This is a genomic window from Hydrogenophaga flava NBRC 102514, from assembly GCF_001571145.1.
Lineage (GTDB): Bacteria > Pseudomonadota > Gammaproteobacteria > Burkholderiales > Burkholderiaceae_C > Hydrogenophaga > Hydrogenophaga flava.
The window spans coordinates 22,471-40,343 of sequence record NZ_BCTF01000016.1; the positions used below are offsets into that span (position 1 = coordinate 22,471).

Below are 17,873 nucleotides of genomic sequence, written 5' to 3' on the forward strand. Positions count from 1 at the left end.
ACCATGCAAGACATCCTGGACCAACTGGAAAAGAAGCGCGCCGCGGCGCGCCTGGGCGGCGGCGAAAAGCGCATTGCCGCCCAGCACAGCAAGGGCAAGCTGACGGCGCGTGAGCGCCTGGAAGTGCTGCTCGACGAAGGCACCTTCGAAGAGTGGGACATGTTCGTGGAGCACCGCTGCGTGGACTTCGGCATGCAGGAGCAGAAGGTGCCTGGTGACGGCGTCGTGACCGGCTACGGCATGATCAACGGCCGCCTGGTGTTTGTCTTCAGCCAGGACTTCACCGTCTTCGGCGGCGCGCTGTCCGAGGCGCACGCCGAGAAGATCTGCAAGATCATGGACCAGGCCATGAAGGTCGGTGCCCCGGTGATCGGCCTCAACGATTCGGGCGGCGCCCGCATCCAGGAAGGCGTGGCCTCGCTCGGCGGTTACGCCGAGGTGTTCCAGCGCAACGTGATGGCCAGCGGCGTGATCCCGCAGATCAGCATGATCATGGGCCCATCGGCCGGTGGCGCGGTGTATTCGCCCGCCATGACCGACTTCATCTTCATGGTCAAGGACAGCTCCTACATGTTCGTGACCGGCCCCGAAGTGGTGAAGACGGTGACGCACGAGGAAGTGACTGCCGAGGAGCTGGGCGGCGCGGTGACGCACAACACCAAGAGCGGCGTGGCCGACGGCGCGTTCGAGAACGATGTGGAGGCGCTGCTGATGCTGCGCCGCCTCTACAACTACCTGCCGCTCAACAACAAGGAAAAGGCGCCGGTGCGCCCCAGCGGCGACCCGATCGACCGCATGGACAAGAGCCTGGACACGCTGGTGCCGGACAACCCGAACAAGCCCTACGACATGAAGGAGCTGATCCTCAAGACGGTCGACGATGGCGACTTCTTCGAGATCCAGCCCGACTACGCCAAGAACATCCTGATCGGCTTTGCCCGCATGGACGGCCAGACCGTGGGCATCGTGGCCAACCAGCCCCTGGTGCTGGCTGGTTGCCTGGACATCAAGAGCTCGATCAAGGCGGCGCGCTTCGTGCGCTTCTGCGACGCCTTCAACATCCCGGTCGTGACCTTTGTCGACGTGCCCGGCTTCATGCCCGGCACTTCTCAAGAGTACGGCGGCATCATCAAGCACGGTGCCAAGCTGCTCTACGCCTACGCCGAGTGCACGGTGCCCAAGATCACCGTCATCACCCGCAAGGCCTACGGCGGCGCTTACGACGTGATGGCGTCGAAGCACCTGCGCGGCGACGTGAACTTTGCCTGGCCCAATGCAGAGATCGCGGTGATGGGCGCCAAGGGTGCGGTGGAGATCATCTTCCGTGAAGAGAAGAAGGACCCGGCCAAGCTGGCTGAGCGCGAGGCCGAATACAAGGCGCGCTTCGCCAACCCCTTCGTGGCCGGGGCGCGCGGCTTCATCGACGACGTGATCCTGCCGTCGGAAACCCGCAAGCGCATCTGCCGCTCGCTGGTGATGCTCAAGGACAAGAAGATCGAGAACCCCTGGCGCAAGCACGGGAACATCCCGCTCTGATCGCCCGAGGAGAAAAGAACATGTTCAAGAAAATTCTCATTGCCAACCGCGGCGAGATCGCCTGCCGCGTCATCGCCACCGCCCGCAAGATGGGCATCGCCACCGTGGCCGTCTACTCCGAGGCCGACAAGGAAGCGCGCCACGTGCGCCTGGCCGACGAAGCGGTGCTGCTGGGCCCGGCGCCCTCGCGCGAGTCCTACCTGGTGGCCGACAAGATCATCGAGGCGGCCAAGCAGACGGGCGCCGAGGCCATCCACCCCGGCTACGGCTTCCTGTCCGAGAACGAGGCATTTGCCGAGCGCTGCGAGAAGGAAGGCATCGCCTTCATAGGCCCCAAGGCCCACTCGATCGCGGCCATGGGCGACAAGATCGCGTCCAAGAAGCTGGCCAGTGAGGCCCAGGTCAACACCATCCCCGGTTACAACGACCCGATCCCGTCCGCCGAGCACGCGGTGGAGATCGCCAAGGGCATCGGCTACCCGGTGATGATCAAGGCATCGGCCGGCGGTGGTGGCAAGGGCCTGCGCGTGGCCTTCAACGACAAGGAGGCGCTGGAAGGCTTCACCGCCTGCCAGAACGAGGCCCGCAACAGCTTCGGCGACGACCGCATCTTCATCGAGAAGTTCGTCGAGCAGCCGCGCCACATCGAGATCCAGATCCTGGGCGACAGCCACGGCAACGTGCTGTACCTCAACGAACGCGAGTGCTCGATCCAGCGCCGCCACCAGAAGGTGATCGAGGAGGCTCCGTCGCCCTTCATCAGCGACGCCACCCGCAAGGCCATGGGCGAGCAGGCCGTGGCGCTGGCCAAGGCGGTGAAGTACCAGAGCGCCGGCACAGTGGAGTTCGTGGTTGGCAAGGACCAGGACTTCTACTTCCTGGAAATGAACACCCGCCTGCAGGTCGAGCACCCGGTGACCGAGTGCATCACCGGCCTGGACCTGGTCGAGCAGATGATCCGTGTGGCGGCCGGCGAAAAGCTGGACTTCACCCAGGCCGACGTGAAACGCGACGGCTGGGCCATGGAATGCCGCATCAACGCCGAGGACCCGTTCCGCAACTTCCTGCCGTCCACCGGCCGCCTGGTGCGCTTCACGCCTCCAACCGAGACCATGTGGCAGGCCGACACCGCGCACAAGCAGGGTGTGCGGGTGGACACCGGTGTGTTCGAGGGTGGCGAGATTCCGATGCACTACGACTCGATGATCGCCAAGCTCATCGTGCACGGCAAGGACCGCAACGACGCCATCGCCAAGATGCGCGAGGCCCTCAATGGCTTCGTCATCCGCGGCATCAACAGCAACATCCCGTTCCAGGCCGCGCTGCTGGCGCACCCCGACTTCGTCTCGGGCAACTTCAACACCGGCTTCATCGCCCAGCACTACGCCATGGGCTTCCGTGCCGAGGACGTGCCGCACGACGACCCGGACTTCCTGGTCGCGCTGGCCGCCTTCGTGCGCCGCAAGAGCCGCGAGCGCGCCACCGGCATCAGTGGTCAGCTGCCGGGCTACGGCGTGAAGGTGGGCAAGGACTATGTGGTCGTCAGCCTGGATGCAGCAGGACAGCACAAGTACACGGCGGTGCACGTCGACGAGTTTGTCGGTGAGACCGGCTACGCCTCGGTGCAGGTGGGCGAGAAGCGCTACAAGATCAGCTCGCCTTCGCGCCTGAACGACATCGTCATCAGCGGCGAGGTGAATGGCCAGCCCTTCACTGCGCAGATGGAGCGCGGCTCGGCCAAGAACCCGCTGGCCCTGGTGGTGCAGCACAACGGCACCAAGCTGGAGACCATGGTGGTCTCGCCGCGCATGGCCGAGCTGCACCAGCTGATGCCCTTCAAAGCACCGCCGGACATGAGCAAATACGTTCTCTCGCCCATGCCGGGTCTGCTGGTGGATGTGGCGGTGCAGGTCGGTCAGAAGGTGCAGGCCGGCGAGCGCGTGGCCGTGATCGAGGCCATGAAGATGGAGAACGTGCTGTTCGCCGCGGCCGATGGCATCGTGTCCAAGGTGCTCGCGTCCAAGGGCGAGAGCCTGGTGGTCGATCAGCCGATCGTGGAGTTCGAGAAATGAAAGGAACTCCTAGACCGTTCAAGGTGCTGGGCGTCCAGCAGATCGCCATCGGTGGCCCGGACAAGCTGCGCCTGCAGACCCTGTGGGTGGACATGCTGGGCCTGGAGAAGACCGGCACCTTCCAGAGCGAGCGCGAGAACGTCGACGAAGACATCTGCGCCATCGGCAGTGGCCCGTTCAAGGTCGAGGTGGACCTGATGCAGCCCATGGATCCCGAGAAGAAACCCGCAGTTCACACCACGCCGCTCAATCACATCGGCCTGTGGATCGACAACCTGCCGCTGGCGGTGGAATGGCTCAGTGCCAACGGCGTGCGTTTTGCACCCGGCGGCATCCGCAAGGGCGCCGCGGGTTTTGACATCACCTTCCTGCACCCCAAGGCGAACGAAGAATTCCCGATCGCGGGGGAGGGTGTGCTGATTGAACTGGTGCAAGCACCGGCCGAGGTGGTCAACGCCTTTGCTGTCCTGGCTGCACAACCCGGTTGAACCAGAGAAGCCGAGGAGACAGCCCCGCCGGGTGCACGCCTGGCGGGGTTTTTTTATCCGGCGGTCACTCGCAGATCATGTAGGTCTTGGTCAGGCGCTCCAGCACCTCAAAGGCGCCCTCAAAGCCTGGCGGGATGTAGATGCCTTCTCCCGGTCCTGCTTCCTCGAAGCCGCCCCGCGCGTCGTGCACCCGGCAGCGGCCCTCGAGCACGGTGAACAGCTCGCGCTCGGTCGGCCCCATGGCGATGCGCCAGTGCCCCGGCTCGCAACGCCACACGCCGCAATACACCTGCCCGGCCGGCAGACCCTCGTCGATCCGGTTCCAGGTCTCCCGCATGGGGTTGCCGCGTAACAGCCGCTCCGGGCGCGGGTGGTCGATGGACGGGGTGCCCTCGGGGCGGGCGGTCAGTTTGAGGAGATGAGCGGTCGCGTTCATGCGCGGATTGTGCCGCCACCCCGCCGCAGCCGGAACTGGCATGGAAGACCCGCGTTGTTTGATGCATTGGATGGCGGTCACTGGTCCTACGCTGGAGTCCTCTCCACATTTCGAGGAGTCCGCCATGGGCACCCACGAACACCGCAGTCAGAACGATGCCAACCCCCACCGGGTTCCCCAGATGTCGCAGGGCGACGACCGCTGGGCACAAAGGCCTTCAGGCTGGCGCGAGCGCGAGCCGGCATTGCCCTGGCCCACCGATCTGCTGGACGCCTTCAGCCTGCGCATGGCCAGCCACGGAATGTCCATCAGCAGGCCCCTGATGCTCAGCGACAAATGCTACGCACTTCAGCAACTTGTGCACGGGCAGAACCTGGACGACGAAACCCTGCGCCTTCTGTCGGTGCAGCTGTTTCGCCACTTCCAGGCCCGCCAGTCTGGACTGCCCCAGGTTCATTGACGGGCGCCGCGTGCGGGTCCCTCCCTATTCAATACCACCGCCGGATTGCCGATAGACGGCAGATCCGATAGAAGGAGCTGACGGGCCATGCCACGTTTCCAACCGTTCAAGCCCGGCGTATGGCTGATGCGCAAACTGAGACTCCCCGTCAAGTTGGGGATTCTTTCGATGGCGATCGTCATTCCGTTGCTGGTGGTGTGCGTGTCGCTGGTGCAGCGTATCTCAGACGAAATCCAGGTGCTGGAGGATGAGGTTCAGGGCGCCCAGGGCATCGCAGCGCTGAGTCAGCTGGTGACCCTGCTGCAGACCCACCGTGGGCAGACCAACATGCTGCTGGCGGGGGATGCCGCGGTGCGTTCCGCCCTCGACAAGACCCGAGGGTCGCTGCCCGCCTTGCTGAGCACCGCCGGTGCTGCACTCACTGCGCGGGAGTCGTTCGGTCTCGCGCAGGACTGGCGCGGCCTGGAAGTCCGCGTGCAGCAACTGGCAGACACCGAGAAGCTCTCCCGGCAACAGGCCTTCGACACCCACACCACCCTGATCGCCGACCTCAAGCGGCTGATGTACACGACAGGGGAACGCACCAGCCTGCTGTTCGATCCCGATCCGGCGAGCTACTTCCTGATGGACATCGCGGTCTCCCGCACTGTGCCCTGGTCGGAGCGCATCGCCCAGGTGCGGGGTCAGGGCGCGGGACTGCTGAGCCGGCCCGAGGGGATTGGCAACGACGCAGGAGGGCTTCGCGCCCAGCTGCGGCTTCTGACCGGCGATACCGACGACTTTCGCTTTGCCTCTTCGTTCGCGGAGCGCTACGGTCAGACAGGGCTGCCGTCGGATGCGGCCATCAAGGCTTCGGAGTCTTTTTTGGCGCTTGCGCTGGGTGCTGCCAATGGCACTGCCCAGGTCACCTCCGCCGAATACTTTGCGGCTGGCACCGCGGCGATTGCCGCTGCACAGGCCTACCAGACCGCCGTGCTGGACCGGCTGGCGCAACTGCTGGATGAGCGAAAGGCGACGGCTGAGGTGCAGTGGTGGACGGCAATGAGTGCCGCCATCCTCGGGCTGGCGGCCATGGGCTACCTGCTCACCTCGTTCTATTTCAGCTTCGTCATCGACTTTCGCCATGTCAGCCAAGTGATGGGCGAGACCGCCAAGGGCAATCTGCGCGCCCATGTGAGGGTGCGCGGCAGCGACGAGCTGGCCGATCTGGCATCCCAGCTGGAAGGCATGATCAGCAATCTCTCGGCCATGGTGGCCGAGGTGCGCAGCAACTCCGCCCTGGTCGCCTACGCAGGGAAGAGCCTGGCCTCCGGCAACCGGGAGCTGGCCGACCGCACCGAGCAGCAGGCGGCCAACCTGGAACAGACCGCTGCCAGCGTGCAGGAGCTCTCCAGCACGGTGCAGCGCAACGCCCAGACAGCCGGCGATTCGGACACCCAGGCCTCCCGGGTGCGCGACATCGCCGAAAGCGGCGCACAGGCCATGGTGCGCGCGGTCGAATCGGTCGAAGGCATCCAGAAGAGCGCCCAGCAGATGAACGAGATCATCGGCGTGATCGACAGCCTGGCCTTCCAGACCAACATCCTGGCGCTGAATGCCGCCGTCGAGGCCGCGCGGGCGGGCGAACAGGGCCGCGGTTTTGCCGTGGTGGCGGCCGAGGTGCGCAGTCTGGCGCAGCGTTCGGCGGCGTCGTCCCGGGAGATCCGGGAGCTGATCCAGGCCTCCGGCCAGCAGGTCTCGACCAGCGTGGCCCAGATCCGGGCGGCCGGCACGAGCATGACCGAGATCGTCAACGGCGTGCGCGGTGTCGCCGCCAACATGTCGCTGATCTCCGCTGCCAGCGCGGAGCAGAGCGGCGGCCTCAGCGAGATCTCGTCGGCCGTGGGTCAGCTTGATGAGATCACGCAGCGCAACGCCCGCATGGTCGAGCGCGCGGTCCAGCAGGCCACCCAGCTGGAAGGCCGGGCCGCTACGCTGGCACAGGCGGTGTCGTCCTTTCAGCTGCAACAGGGTGCGGCCGAGGAGGCGATGGTGTTGGTGCAGCGGGCGCTCGAACTGCGCGCACGCACCAGCCGGGAGGCCTTCGTGAGCCAGATCACCGACCCGGCGCAGAACTTCCACGATCGCGACATGTACGTTTTTGCGCTCGACCGCAGCGGTGCCTACCGCGCCTTCGGCGGCAAGCCGGAAAAGGTCGGCGGCCGCGTGCAGGACATTCCCGGTGTGGATGGCGCCTCTCTGCTCGAAGCCATCGTGGCCCAGGCAGAACTGGAGCCGGGCTGGGTGGAATACGACATCACCAACCCGCAGACAGGCAGCGTGCAGACCAAGATGTCCTACGTGACCAAGGTCGACGATCTGTACGTCGGTTGCGGCGTCTACAAGTCGCTGACCGTCTGAGTCAGCCCGGCTGGCCGCGGCGCTCGCGGGCGCGTGCCAGCGCGGCCTCGATCACGGCCCGCTTCTTGTCGAGCACCACCGGATCGGTGTGCTGCGAGTGCGCCGCCAAGTCGGCCAGCTTCATGCGGGCCTTGGCTTCCAGGCGCGCCTCGTGCTCCGACTTTTCCCGCACCAGCCGCACCGAGCGCCGGGTGTAGCGCTCGCGGGCCTGTTCCGCCTGGGCAGGGGTCCAGGCGTCCCATCCGGTGCGCTCGCCGCTGACCACTTCCAGCGAGATGCAGTCGACCGGGCAGACCGGGATGCAGAGTTCGCAACCCGTGCAGTAGGGCTCGATCACGGTGTGCATGCGCTTGTTGCTGCCGATGATGGCGTCGGTCGGGCAGGCCTTGATGCACAGGGTGCAGCCGATGCACCAGTTCTCGTCGATCACCGCCAGGGTGAGCGGCCCTTCAATTCCGTTGGCCGGGTTCAGTGATGTGGCCTCGCGGCCGGTGATGGCTGCGAGGCGTTCGACGCCCTCGCGGCCGCCCGGGGGGCACTGGTTGATGCCCGCATCACCCGCCGCGACGGCCTGCGCGTAGCTAGCGCAATCGGGGTAGCCGCAGCGGGTGCACTGCGTCTGGGGCAGTGCGGCATCGATGCGCCGGGCCAGTTCGTTCATGGGGCGCGAGTGTACCCGGGGGCATCCAGGCCCCGGGGTGCTGTCAGGCGGTCTTGCGCGCTGCCTTCTTGGCCGCCGGACGCTTGGCGGCGGGTGCCACGACAACCGGGGCGGGAGCGGCCTTTTTCGCCCGCACAGTTTTGGCGGTGGCGGTCTTCGCAGGGCTGGTGACCGGCACTTGGCTGGTCTTGACCACGTCGGTGGCCTTGGCCGGCTGGTGGGCCAGGATGAAGCTCTTGACCACCGGGTAGACCATCTCGCGCCAGCGGCGGCCGCTGAAGATGCCGTAGTGACCCGCACCCTTGGCTTCGTAGTGCATCTGGTGCGTCTTGGGAATGCCGGTGCACAGGTCGTGGGCGGCGGCAGTCTGGCCCGAACCGGAGATGTCGTCCAGCTCGCCCTCGACGGTCAGCAGCCCGGAGGTCGTGATGTCCTGAGGCTTCACGCGTTCGGTCCTGCCGCTCGTGCCCTTCACATCCCAGGTGCCATTGACCAGCTTGAATTCCTGGAACACCGTGTTGATGGTTTCCAGGTAGTAGTCGGCGTCCATGTCGAGCACGGCGTTGTACTCGTCGTAGAACTTGCGGTGGGCCTCGGCGCTTTCGTTGTCGCCCTTGATCAGGTCGCGGAAGTAGTCGTAGTGGCTGCTGGCGTGGCGGTCGGGGTTCATGGCCACAAAGCCGGTGTGCTGCAGGAAGCCCGGGTACACACGGCGGCCGGCGCCCGGAAACTTGTCGGGCACCCGGTAGATGACGTTGTTCTCGAACCAGCTGTGGCTGCGCTGGGTGGCCAGGTTGTTCACCGCGGTGGGCGACTTGGTGGCGTCGATCGGTCCGCCCATCATGGTCATCGACAGCGGCGTGGTCTCGCCGCGCGAGGCCATCAGCGACACGGCGGCCAGCACCGGGACGGTGGGCTGGCACACGCTCATCACGTGGCAATTGCCATAGTTCTTCTGCAGGTAGCGGATGAACTCCTGCACGTAGTTGACGTAGTCGTCCAGGTGGAACTCACCTTCCGACAGCGGCACCAGGCGAGCGTTCTTCCAGTCGGTGATGTAGACCTTGTGGTCCTTGAGCATGGTCTTGACCGTGTCGCGCAGCAGCGTGGCGTAGTGGCCCGAGAGCGGCGCCACGATCAGCACCACCGGCTGTCCCTTGAGTTTGGCCAGGGTGTCGGTGTCGTCCGAGAAGCGCTTGAAGCGGCGCAGCTCGCAGAAGGGCTTGTCGATTTCCACACGCTCGTAGATGGCAACCTCGACACCGTCCACATTCACCGTCGGAATGCCGAAGGTGGGCTTCTCATAGTCCTTTCCCAGCCGGTGCAGCAGGTCGTAGCCCGCAGAGATCCGTTGTGCCATCGGCAGCTGGCCAAGGGGAGACAGCGGGTTGTTGAACAGCTTCGCGGTCACTTCGGCCAGGTCGGCGAAGGGTTCCATGATCGAGCGCTGGGTTTCGTAGATCTGGTAGAGCATGGCTGTTGAAAAGGTTATGTTGCAGTGCAATATAACAGCAGGCCTCCCCTGTCCAGAGGGGAAAAACACCTAATTTGCAGCCTAGGATTGTCACCTTGGCGAAACGAATCAGCCGCCGGGAAAGCGTGGTTTTGCACTGCCAGATCCGGCAAACAGTGCGATTGGGCACAAAAAAGCCGCTCGGTGAGCGGCTTTTGGCGGGCTGGCGTGAGAAAAATCAAACCACCTTGGCAATCGACTGACAGACGTAGTCGATGTTCTTGCTGTTCAGGGCGGCGACGCACATGCGGCCGGTATCCGTTCCATACACCCCGAACTCGTTGCGCAGGCGCACCATCTGGTCCTTGGACAGGCCGGAGTAGCTGAACATGCCGATCTGGGTGGTGATGAAGCCCATGTCCTGCTTCACGCCGGCGGCCTTCAGGCCGTCCACCAGCTTCTGGCGCATCTCCTTGATGCGCACGCGCATTTCACCCAGCTCCTTTTCCCACAGGGCGCGCAACTCGGGGTTGTTCAGCACCGCGGCCACCACAGCGCCACCGTGCGTGGGCGGGTTGGAGTAGTTGGTACGGATGACGATCTTGAGCTGAGACAGCACGCGCGCGGCCTCGTCCTTGTCCGAGGCCACCACCGACAAGGCGCCGACGCGCTCGCCGTACAGGCTGAAGCTCTTGGAGAACGAGGTGGACACGAAGATGTTCAGGCCGGCGGCCACGAACTTGGCGATTACGGCGCCGTCTTCGGCGATGCCGTGGCCGAAGCCCTGGTAGGCCATGTCCAGGAAAGCGGTCAGGTTGCGGGCCTTGACAGCGGCGATCACCTGGTCCCACTGGGCGGCGGTGATGTCGTAGCCGGTGGGGTTGTGGCAGCAGGCGTGCAGCACGACGACGGTGCCGGGGGCGGCGGCGTTCAGGTCGGCCAGCATGCCCTCGAAGTTCACCGAGCGGGTGGCGGCGTCGTAGTAGCGGTAGCTGCCCACCTCGAAACCGGCGTTCTGGAAGATGGCGCGGTGGTTTTCCCAGCTCGGGTCGGAAATCAGCACCTTGGCGTCCGGGCTGACCTTCTTCAGGAAGTCGGCGCCGATCTTCAGGCCGCCGGTGCCGCCGATGGCCTGCACGGTGGAAACTCGGCCGGACTTCACGACATCGGATTCGGCGCCGAACACCAGGGCCTTGACGGCGTTGTCGTAGGCGACGATGCCGTCGATGGGCAGGTAGCCGCGTGCGGAGGGCTTGTCCATCATCGCCTTCTCCGCGGCCTGCACGCACTGCAGCAGCGGCAGCTTGCCGTTGTCGTCGAAGTACACGCCCACGCCCAGGTTGACCTTGCTGGGGTTGGTGTCGGCAGCGAATTGTTCGTTCAGACCCAGGATGGGGTCGCGGGGGGCCATTTCGACGGCGGAAAACAGGGACATGAAAATCCTTGGAAGGTTGTCAGTAGCGAAGAGTCCGGGCGTGGTGTAGTGTGCCGGGTTCGGCCAATTTTAACGGCCGCTCCCCACCACTCGTTGACTGCGCCCATGCCGGATCTCTCTGAAGTCATCACGGAAAAGCAAGACGGCACCTTCGTCCGCTTCCCCGATTCCCCGTTCGAGCTGTTCCAGCCATACCCGCCGGCCGGTGACCAGCCCACGGCGATCGCCGGACTGGTCGAAGGCATAGAAGACGGGGAGGTGTTCCAGACTTTGCTCGGCGTGACCGGTTCGGGCAAAACCTTCACCATGGCCAACGTGATCGCCCGCATCGGGCGGCCGGCCATCGTGTTCGCGCCCAACAAGACCCTGGCGGCGCAGCTGTACAGCGAGTTCCGCGAGTTCTTTCCCAAGAACGCTGTGGAGTACTTCGTCAGCTACTACGACTACTACCAGCCTGAAGCCTACGTGCCGCAGCGCGACCTGTTCATCGAGAAGGACAGCGCGATCAACGAGCACATCGAGCAGATGCGGCTGTCGTGTACCAAGAGCATCCTGGAGCGGCGCGACGTGGTGATCGTGGCCACCGTCTCGGCCATCTACGGCATCGGCAAGCCCGAGAGCTACCACCAGATGGTGATGACCTTGCGCGTGGGCGACAAGGCCGGCCAGCGCGACCTGATCGCGCAGCTGGTGCGCATGCAGTACAGCCGCAACGAGCAGGATTTCAGTCGCGGCAAGTTCCGCGTGCGCGGCGACACCATCGACGTGTTCCCGGCCGAACACAGCGAGATGGCGATCCGCATCGAACTGTTCGACGACGAGGTCGAAAGCCTGCAGCTGTTCGACCCGCTGACCGGCAAGGTGCGGCAGAAGATCCCGCGTTTCACCGTCTACCCCAGCAGCCACTACGTGACCCCACGCGAGCAGGTGCTCAGCGCGGTGGAAGCCATCAAGGAAGAGTTGCGCGAGCGACTGGCGCAACTGGTGGGCATGGGCAAGCTGGTGGAAGCCCAACGGCTGGAGCAGCGCACCCGGTTTGACCTGGAAATGCTCAGCGAGGTCGGCCACTGCAAAGGCATCGAGAACTACTCGCGCCACCTGGCCGGCAGCGCGCCGGGCGACCCGCCGGCCACGCTGACCGACTATCTGCCGCGCGACGCCATCATGTTCCTGGACGAGAGCCATCAAATGATCGGCCAGCTCAACGCCATGTACAACGGCGACCGGGTGCGCAAGACCACACTGGTGGAGTATGGGTTTCGCCTGCCCAGCGCGCTGGACAACCGGCCGCTGAAGTTTGAGGAGTTCGAGCAGCGCATGCGCCAGTGCATCTTCGTCTCGGCCACGCCGGCCGATTACGAGAAGACCCATTCGGGCAACGTGATCGAGCAGGTGGTGCGCCCGACCGGCCTGGTGGACCCACTCGTCGAGGTGCGGCCCGCCACCCACCAGGTGGACGACGTGCTCCAGGAGATTCGAATCCGCGTCGAGGCGGGCGAGCGGGTTCTCATCACCACACTGACCAAGCGCATGGCCGAGCAGCTCACCGACTACCTGACCGAGAACGGTGTCAAGGTGCGCTACCTGCACAGCGATGTGGACACGGTCGAGCGGGTCGAGATCATCCGCGACCTGCGCCTTGGCGCTTTCGATGTGCTGGTGGGCATCAACCTGCTGCGCGAGGGATTGGACATTCCCGAGGTGTCGCTGGTGGCCATTCTGGACGCCGACAAGGAAGGCTTCCTGCGCGCCGAGCGCAGCCTGATCCAGACCATCGGCCGCGCAGCGCGCAACCTCAACGGCAAGGCCATCCTGTACGCCGACCGCATCACCGACTCCATGAAGCGGGCGATGGATGAAACCGAGCGGCGGCGCGCCAAGCAGATCGCGTTCAACGAAGCGAATGGCATCACGCCCAAGGGCGTGGTCAAGCGCATCAAGGACCTGATCGACGGCGTCTACAGCGAGAAGGCGGGACGGGAAGCAGATCGCTTGGCGGCGGCCAGCGCCCTGCATGCCGACCTGGAGGCGCTGGATGAAAAGGACGCTGCGCGGGAGATCAAGCGACTGGAAAAGCAGATGCTGGAGCACGCGCGCAACCTGGAGTTCGAGAAGGCGGCGTCTGTGCGAGACCAGCTGACCCGCCTCAAGGAGCGCCTGTTCGGCGCCGGCGGCCAGGACAAGGTGGCCTGAGCAGGTGCCGCACAATACCGGCCGGAGCGCCGCGAAGGAGGCGGCATTCTGGTGCCGGGGCGTGGTGCTCGCCACAACATCTTTCGTTGACGCATGAATACCGCACCGCGAGCGTCGCAGCAGCCCGCACAGACGGACGAGCAGACGCGCATCTACCTGATCGAAGACGATCCCGCCATACAGCAGTTCGTTCGGCAGGCCCTGTTGTCCCGGCCCCAGTGGCAACTGGTTGGCGTGTCGGTGAGCCGGCGCCATGCGCTGGAACACGCGCTGCATGCGAATGCCAATGTGTTTCTGGTCGACCTCGGTCTGCCCGACGGCCGGGGGGAGGACCTGCTGCACTGGCTCGCCGTCGAACATCCGGACGCCGAACTGCTGGTGTTCACCGTGTTTGGCGATGAGTCCCGCCTCGTGGCCGCGCTGCAGGCCGGCGCGACCGGCTATGTGCTCAAGGGATGCACGCCCGAGGAGCTGGTCACCGCCATCGAACAGATCCGGGCCGGCGGAGCGCCGATCTCGCCTCTGCTGGCCCGCATGCTGTTGCGGCAGTTCCGCTGGGTGCAGGACGCGCCGTCCGCGGTCCAGGAGCTGCAGGAAGTCCTGCTCTCGGACCGGGAGACCGAGGTGCTCCGGCTGGTTGCACAGGGCTATGTCAACAAGGAAATCGCCCAGCGGCTGTTCATATCGCCCGCCACGGTGGGCTCGCACATCAAGAACCTCTACCGCAAGCTGGCCGTTCACAGCCGGGTCCAGGTGGTGCGCGCGGCGCAGGAGCGGGGCCTGCTGTGAGCTGGGCGGGCGCCCTGACCCGGTGGCTGCTCGCGACGCCGGCCTACTGGTGGGCGGGGATGCTGCTGGCGGTGGGCATTGCCGGTCTGGCCTGGGTGTCGCGCACCACCCCGGTGGAGGGCGCCCAGGTGGTCCGGCAGGCCCAGGTGGCGCACCAGCAGGCGGGCGTGTTGCGGGTGTCCGATGTGGCGCTGCCCCACGTGTGGGACAACCAGTCGCCCCGCTGGGAAGGCGAAGCGCGGTACCGGTTGACGTGGCCAGCGGGTCTGTCCTACAGCGGTGATGACCAGGCTCCGCTGGCCATGCTGCTGCCTCGGGTCGGGGCCCGGTACCGGGTCTGGCTCAACGGGCAGGAGGTGGCCGACCGCTTCTGGTCGTACGAGGGCTTTGTGGACACCTCCCTCGTGCCGCAGATCGTGCATCTGCCGCGCGCCTGGCTGGCAGCCGAACCAGCCGACAACCGCATCGAGATTGAGGTCCGCGGTCAGCCGCTGCGCAAGAGCGGGCTGTCGCAGGTGCAGATCGGCTTGGCCGATGCGCTGGTCCAGCGCCACGCCGACCTGATGTGGTGGCAGGTGTACGTGACCTGGATGGTGGCCGCGGTGTCGCTGATGCTCGGCCTGATGGCGCTGCTCCTGTGGCTGAACACCCGCGAGCGGCTGTTTGGCCTGCTGGCTGCGGCCGCCTTCGCCTGGGCGGTCCGGCTGGGGCTGACGCCGCTGGAAACGCCGCCGATGTCCTTCGAGGTCTGGTACTACCTGCAGAAGCTTTCGTTCACCGCCTACTGCGGGTTTCTGTACCTCTTCATGTGGGACCTGTTCGACTACCGGCAGGGCCTGATCCGCAGCTTTGTCCATGGGCTGTTGTGGCTTGGCCCGTTCTGGCTGGCGGTCACGGTGTACTTCGACAGCTACACCATGTACTGGATCTGGATGGCGGTGATCACACTGACCTCGGCAGTGGCGTTGGTGAAACTGTTCCACCGGGCGCGCTGGGGGCTGGACGCCAACCAGCGGCTCACCATCGTGTTCGGCGCCGCGACCATGGCCACCGGCGTGCGCGACTTTGCCGTGGTGAACATGGGCTTTCCTGGCGACGCCGACATCCGCTGGATGACGGTCGGATCTCTGATGCTGATGTACGCCCTGGGCTGGGTGCTGGTGCGCCGGGTGTCGGCGGCCATGGAACAGGTCCGGCTGCTCAACACCGAACTCTCGCGCAAGGTGAGTGAGCGCGAGGTGGAGTTGCAGCGGCTGTTCGAGCGCCTGCGCCAGGTGGAGAGCCAGCGAGTGCTGGAGGCCGAGCGCCGCCGGCTCACACGCGACATGCACGATGGCCTGGGAAGCCAATTGGTGCAGGCGCTCAACGTGGTTCGTGGCAGCGGGGCCCAGGTCGATACCTCGGCGATGGTCGCCATGCTCCACCATGCGCTGGAGGACCTACGCATGACCCTGGACTCCCTCGAACCCATGGATGGCGACCTGCCCACCATCCTGGGCACCCTGCGCCAGCGCATCGCGCCGGCGATGCAGGCGGCCGGGGTGGAGCTGGTCTGGCAGGTGCAGGAGGTGCCACCGGTTCCAGGGCTGGAGGCCCGGGGGGTGCTGCATGTGTTCCGTTGTCTGCAGGAGGTGTTTGCGAACGTGCTCAAGCACGCGCGGGCGCAGCGGGTCACCGTGAGCACCCGGCACGTGGGCGAACAGGTCGAGCTGTGTGTGGCCGATGACGGCGTCGGCTTGCGCACCCCCGATGAGGGCATCTCGTGCGGCGGTGGGCGGGGGATGGGCAACATCCGGCTGCGAGCGGCCGAACTTGGTGTGGGGGTGGTGTTCGAGGACGCGGGGCCTGGCACACGTGTGCGCTTCCTGTTTCCTCTGCAGCCCCACGACCCGGCGGGAAGCGGCTAACCCGAGAGAAACACTTGGCTATTGGTGTATACTCGATAAAAACAGTCGGATACCAAGTTGACGTTGCAGCCACCACAGGTGGCTGGGGTGGGTGGAGAAGCGGTCGAGTGGGTGTCTCAGGACGTCCGCCCGGTTCTACAACGGCAGCCAAACCTCACGATTCAGGAGCACCCCATGCGCCTCACGACCAAAGGCCGCTTCGCGGTCACCGCCATGATCGATCTGGCCCTGCGCCAGAACAACGGTCCCGTCACGCTGGCCGCCATCAGCCAGCGCCAGCAGATTTCGCTGTCCTATCTCGAGCAGCTGTTTGGCAAGCTGCGCCGACACGAGCTGGTGGAGTCCACCCGCGGTCCTGGCGGCGGCTACACGCTGGGCCGAAAGGCTGCAGAGATCACAGTCGCAGACATCATCGTGTCGGTGGACGAGCCCATTGACGCCACCCAGTGCGGCGGCAAGGAAAACTGCCTGGGCGAGGGCAACCGCTGCATGACGCACGAGCTGTGGGCGCAGCTGAACGCCAAGATGGTCGATTTCCTCGACTCGGTGTCGCTGCAATCGCTCGTGGACGAGCAGATCGCCAAGGGTGTCGTGGTGGAGAACGCCCCCATGATCAAGCGTGCGATCTCCAGCGCCCCGGTGGTCAAACCGATTCGCGTCAATGCGCCGAACTCGGTGTTCGCGCTTGGAGGCGCTGCACTCTCCAAATGACGGGCGAGGCTGGTGCTTGCACCGGCCGCGCCCTTGGCATGTCCGCCCACTCGGGGCAGGCATCCATCTGGTCCCACGATTCCAATCACTGAAAAAACTGCCGCCATGAGCACGCCGCATTTCCCGATCTACATGGACTACAGCGCCACCAACCCCTGCGACCCGCGGGTGGTGGATGCCATGATTCCCTGGTTGCGCGAACACTTCGGCAACCCTGCTTCGCGCAGCCACGCCTGGGGCTGGGAAGCTGAAAAAGCCGTCGAGACCGCCCGCGAACAGGTGGCGGCCCTGATCAACGCCGACCCGCGCGAGATCGTCTGGACTTCTGGTGCCACCGAGTCCAACAATCTGGCCCTGAAAGGGGCTGCGCACTTCTACAAGACCAAGGGCAAGCACCTCATCACGGTCAAGACCGAACACAAGGCCGTGCTGGACACCTGTCGCGAGCTGGAGCGCCAGGGCTTCGAGGTGACCTACATGGACGTCCAGGCCGATGGCCTGCTGGACCTGGAGGCCTTCAAGACGGCAATCCGCCCCGACACGATTCTGGCCTCGGTCATGTTCGTGAACAACGAAATCGGTGTGATCCAGGACATCGCCGCCATCGGCACGATCTGCCGCGAGAAGGGCGTGATCTTCCATGTGGACGCGGCGCAGGCCACGGGCCGGGTGGACATCGACCTGCAAACCCTGCCGGTCGACCTGATGAGCCTGACCAGCCACAAGACCTACGGTCCCAAGGGCATCGGCGCGCTGTACGTTCGTCGTAAGCCGCGCATCCGCATCGAGGCGCAGATGCACGGTGGCGGCCACGAGCGTGGCATGCGCTCGGGCACGCTGCCCACCCACCAGTGTGTGGGCATGGGCGAGGCCTACCGCATTGCCAAGGAAGAGATGCACGCCGAGAACCAGCGCATCCGCGCGCTGCACGACCGCATGGTCGCCGGCCTGAAGGACATCGAAGAGGTGTTCATCAACGGTCACGAGACGCAGCGCGTGCCGCACAACCTGAACATGAGCTTCAACTACGTCGAGGGCGAGTCGCTGATCATGGGTATCAAGGGTCTGGCGGTGTCCTCTGGCTCGGCCTGCACGTCGGCCAGCCTGGAACCCAGCTACGTGCTGCGGGCCCTGGGCCGCAGCGACGAACTGGCCCACAGCAGCCTGCGCATGACGATCGGCCGCTGGACCACCGAAGAAGAGATTGACTACGCGATCGCCACCATCAAGGAAAACGTCGCCAAGCTCCGCGAACTGTCTCCCCTGTGGGAAATGTTCAAGGATGGCGTTGATCTGTCCACCATCCAGTGGGCAGCGCACTGAAGGAGAACA

General features: G+C 65.2%; 14 protein-coding genes. 10 read left to right on the forward strand and 4 right to left on the reverse strand.

Translation table 11 applies throughout. The annotated features are described in order from the left end of the window. Nucleotides 1–3 precede the first annotated feature (3 nt). From HFL01S_RS14615 to HFL01S_RS14625, 3 genes are read left to right on the forward strand one after another with little or no spacing between them, the layout of a single operon-like run. Complete coding sequence (locus HFL01S_RS14615) at nt 4–1,536, forward strand: acyl-CoA carboxylase subunit beta (RefSeq protein WP_066259848.1); 1,533 nt, start codon at nt 4–6, stop codon at nt 1,534–1,536. 20 nt (nt 1,537–1,556) lie between these two features. Further along, nucleotides 1,557–3,608 (forward strand): acetyl-CoA carboxylase biotin carboxylase subunit, encoded by a 2,052-nt coding sequence (locus HFL01S_RS14620; RefSeq protein ID WP_066259853.1) that lies wholly within the window; start codon nt 1,557–1,559, stop codon nt 3,606–3,608. Beyond that, the gene (locus tag HFL01S_RS14625; protein ID WP_066259855.1) at nt 3,605–4,096 is read left to right on the forward strand and encodes a VOC family protein; all 492 of its coding nucleotides are present in this window, start codon (nt 3,605–3,607) and stop codon (nt 4,094–4,096) included. Before HFL01S_RS14620 ends, HFL01S_RS14625 begins: the two co-directional genes overlap by 4 nt. Before the next feature lie 64 nt (nt 4,097–4,160). Here HFL01S_RS14625 and HFL01S_RS14630 read toward each other — a convergent pair whose 3' ends face one another. Continuing rightward, a complete protein-coding gene (locus tag HFL01S_RS14630; protein WP_066259858.1) occupies nt 4,161–4,532 on the reverse strand; it encodes a cupin domain-containing protein in 372 nt (123 codons plus the stop codon). A 124-nt stretch (nt 4,533–4,656) separates the two neighbouring features. Between HFL01S_RS14630 and HFL01S_RS14635 the strand changes: the two genes are divergently transcribed. Together HFL01S_RS14635 and HFL01S_RS25985 are read left to right on the forward strand one after the other, a co-directional pair. Then, entirely contained in the window at nt 4,657–4,992 is a 336-nt protein-coding gene (locus tag HFL01S_RS14635; RefSeq protein ID WP_066259860.1) for a hypothetical protein, read from the forward strand. A gap of 168 nt (nt 4,993–5,160) precedes the next feature. Beyond that, nucleotides 5,161–7,392 (forward strand): methyl-accepting chemotaxis protein, encoded by a 2,232-nt coding sequence (locus HFL01S_RS25985; protein ID WP_369407735.1) that lies wholly within the window; start codon nt 5,161–5,163, stop codon nt 7,390–7,392. Between the two features lies 1 nt (nt 7,393). Here the strand turns inward: HFL01S_RS25985 and rsxB are convergent, their stop codons facing one another. The 3 genes from rsxB to HFL01S_RS14655 all read right to left on the reverse strand — a co-directional run bounded on the left by rsxB (nt 7,394) and on the right by HFL01S_RS14655 (nt 10,941). After that, a complete protein-coding gene (rsxB, locus tag HFL01S_RS14645) occupies nt 7,394–8,053 on the reverse strand; it encodes an electron transport complex subunit RsxB (protein ID WP_066259862.1) in 660 nt (219 codons plus the stop codon). Nucleotides 8,054–8,096: 43 nt separating this feature from the next. Next, nucleotides 8,097–9,527, reverse strand: a complete 1,431-nt coding sequence (locus HFL01S_RS14650; RefSeq protein ID WP_066259865.1) for a polyhydroxyalkanoate depolymerase — start codon at nt 9,525–9,527, stop codon at nt 8,097–8,099. A 217-nt stretch (nt 9,528–9,744) separates the two neighbouring features. After that, nucleotides 9,745–10,941 (reverse strand): amino acid aminotransferase, encoded by a 1,197-nt coding sequence (locus tag HFL01S_RS14655; protein ID WP_066259871.1) that lies wholly within the window; start codon nt 10,939–10,941, stop codon nt 9,745–9,747. A gap of 105 nt (nt 10,942–11,046) precedes the next feature. Here HFL01S_RS14655 and uvrB point away from each other — a divergent pair, with 105 nt between their 5' ends. The 5 genes from uvrB (at nt 11,047) to HFL01S_RS14680 (ending at nt 17,864) form a co-directional block, all read left to right on the forward strand. Next, the gene (gene uvrB / locus HFL01S_RS14660; RefSeq protein WP_066259873.1) at nt 11,047–13,134 is read left to right on the forward strand and encodes an excinuclease ABC subunit UvrB; all 2,088 of its coding nucleotides are present in this window, start codon (nt 11,047–11,049) and stop codon (nt 13,132–13,134) included. 93 nt (nt 13,135–13,227) lie between these two features. Further along, nucleotides 13,228–13,923: a LuxR C-terminal-related transcriptional regulator gene (locus HFL01S_RS14665; protein WP_066259875.1), complete on the forward strand. Its 696-nt coding sequence runs from the start codon at nt 13,228–13,230 to the stop codon at nt 13,921–13,923. Next, entirely contained in the window at nt 13,920–15,830 is a 1,911-nt protein-coding gene (locus HFL01S_RS14670) for a sensor histidine kinase (RefSeq protein WP_066259876.1), read from the forward strand. Before HFL01S_RS14665 ends, HFL01S_RS14670 begins: the two co-directional genes overlap by 4 nt. Before the next feature lie 174 nt (nt 15,831–16,004). Further along, nucleotides 16,005–16,541 (forward strand): Fe-S cluster assembly transcriptional regulator IscR, encoded by a 537-nt coding sequence (gene iscR / locus HFL01S_RS14675; RefSeq protein WP_066259878.1) that lies wholly within the window; start codon nt 16,005–16,007, stop codon nt 16,539–16,541. A gap of 105 nt (nt 16,542–16,646) precedes the next feature. Continuing rightward, nucleotides 16,647–17,864 (forward strand): IscS subfamily cysteine desulfurase, encoded by a 1,218-nt coding sequence (locus HFL01S_RS14680; protein WP_066259880.1) that lies wholly within the window; start codon nt 16,647–16,649, stop codon nt 17,862–17,864. Nucleotides 17,865–17,873 lie beyond the last annotated feature (9 nt).